Below are 2,142 nucleotides of genomic sequence, written 5' to 3' on the forward strand. Positions count from 1 at the left end.
TACCGTCATCGTAACCAATTTCGCCACCTGGAACCATGTAAAATGGTTCTAGCGCAAAGTCAACAGTGACATCTCCATCAACGGTCACTTCTGCTTCTTGCCCGTGGTAGCCACGCGCACTAATCTTCAACGTATACGTACCTTCATAGGCAGTTAGTTGATAATTTCCATCTGCATCTGTTTGAACAGGTGTCACGTTTGCGTCCTCTACAAGAAGTAGGGTGGCATCTTCAACCGGTTCGCCAGTTGCTTCATCTGTAACGGTACCTTGAATTGTACCTTGCGGTATTTCCTGTAAAGTAAAGTTCGCTGTTGATGTTTCATCTGCTTCAACTTCAACTGATTGTTCAGCAGATTCAAAGCCATAGGCCTCCGCCTTCAAGGTGAAGGTTCCTGTAGCATGCATCAATGCATAGCTTCCGTCCTGCGGATTGGTATTCACGGAACGACCACTTTCAAGTACACTTACCTTGGCAGCCATTGGCAGCTGCGCCAATCCAATATCTTTATCTGCTGTATTTTTTTCATTGCTCCGGTCTAATGTCCAAGTTTGTGGGGTGGACTCTTTTTGCAATACAGGAATATCAATTTCTTTTTGTTTTTCATTTGAAATACCAAGACTAATATTTGCTCCTTGATCATCTTCAGAAGTATCTATAAGTGATACGTTATCAATATACCAGCCATCTTTTACAATACTTCCGTCTGAATAAGCATAAAATCCAATATAGACTCGACCAGAATAATCCGATAGGTCAATGGTTACTGTTTCCCAATCCTCTGTAAGACCTTGGAATTTTTGCAATTCAGTCCATTCTTCCAGATCGGTTGAAATAACAATTTGACCGTAATCCCAGGCTGTCCCAGAGGTGGATTCCTCAAATTCATGCCAGCTGTCAAATTGTAATGCATGACTTCCTTCTGGAAGATCAATGGCAGGCATAACAAGTGTTGCACGCATATTGGTGTCATATGTTCCGGTAAGATTTGTAGCAAAAACATGATCTCCTGATGCAGCATTTTCCGGTCCGGATTCTGGTGAACCCCATTCCCAGCTATCATTGTCACCAAAAGAGTACCACCCAGCAGCAGCATTCTCGAAGTCTTCTTCATAGCCTACCGTTACACCTGGTTTAACCTCAATAGTATAAACATCACTTTCAGTGATATTACTACCATAGTCAGATATTATCCATTTATATGGCAATTCCTCTTTACCATCAATATCTTCCCAAGGAATAACAGCTGTAAATGTTCCAGCGCGTTCACTGCCGGATTCTTGTGTGGCATCAAGCGTCTGCCACTCTCCATCTGCATTTTCATAAGAAAGTTCGACTGTATTGAGCTTTAGATTGTCCGCTACATCTACAGAGAGGAAGACATCCATTTCTGTATAGGTTTCCAAGGGTGATACATGTTCAAAGGTCGGTGGTTCTTCGTCATTATCATATTGTGACACATCTGATAAAGCAACATCATCAATATACCAACCATCTCTAGTTACGCTTCCATCAGAAAATGCTTTATAGCCTAGTAATACAGTCTGTCCAGCATATTCACTTAAATCAATTTCTGTATTTTCCCATCCCTCGGACAGGCCTTGGAACATTGTCAATTCAGTCCATTCTTGTCCATCTGATGAAATAACGACATGTCCATAATCCCAGGCTCTGCCTGTAGAGGATTCCTCAAAATTGTACCAGTTTTTAAATTGAAGGAAGGATTGTCCCTCCGGCAATTCAACTGGGGGCATCACTAGAATGGCATCCATACTGCTGGCATAGTTACCGGAAAGATTGGTCGCATACACCTTGTCTCCAGAATATGCTTCCTCTGGACCAGTGGTAGGTGCACCGTGCTCCCATGTATCATTATCTCCAAAAGAATACCAGCCTGTTATAGTAGATTCAAAATCCTCAAAGTAGCCAACAGTGATGCCAGGCTTCACGTCAACTGTGTAGTCATCTGTTTGCACTTCATTATTACCGAAATCATTCAAAGTCCAGTAGTAGGTCAGGCTGCCTTCGGCAATTGCATCTCCTGGAATGGTTGCTTTATATTCCCCGCTCTTATAATCACCGGAAATACGATTTGCAGTGACTTCTACCGTCTCACCATCCTGTTCATAGTGAAGGGTAACAG

1 protein-coding gene is annotated in these 2,142 nt (G+C 42.5%); it reads right to left on the reverse strand.

Features of this window, described 5'->3' with window-relative positions; translation table 11 throughout:
• Window positions 1-2,142, reverse strand: a 2,142-nt coding sequence (locus DX933_RS12320; protein ID WP_123316746.1) for a carboxypeptidase regulatory-like domain-containing protein, incomplete at both ends; no start/stop codon positions are given.

The sequence above is a fragment of the Ornithinibacillus gellani genome (assembly GCF_003730295.1).
GTDB classification, from domain to species: domain Bacteria; phylum Bacillota; class Bacilli; order Bacillales; family Amphibacillaceae; genus Ornithinibacillus_A; species Ornithinibacillus_A gellani.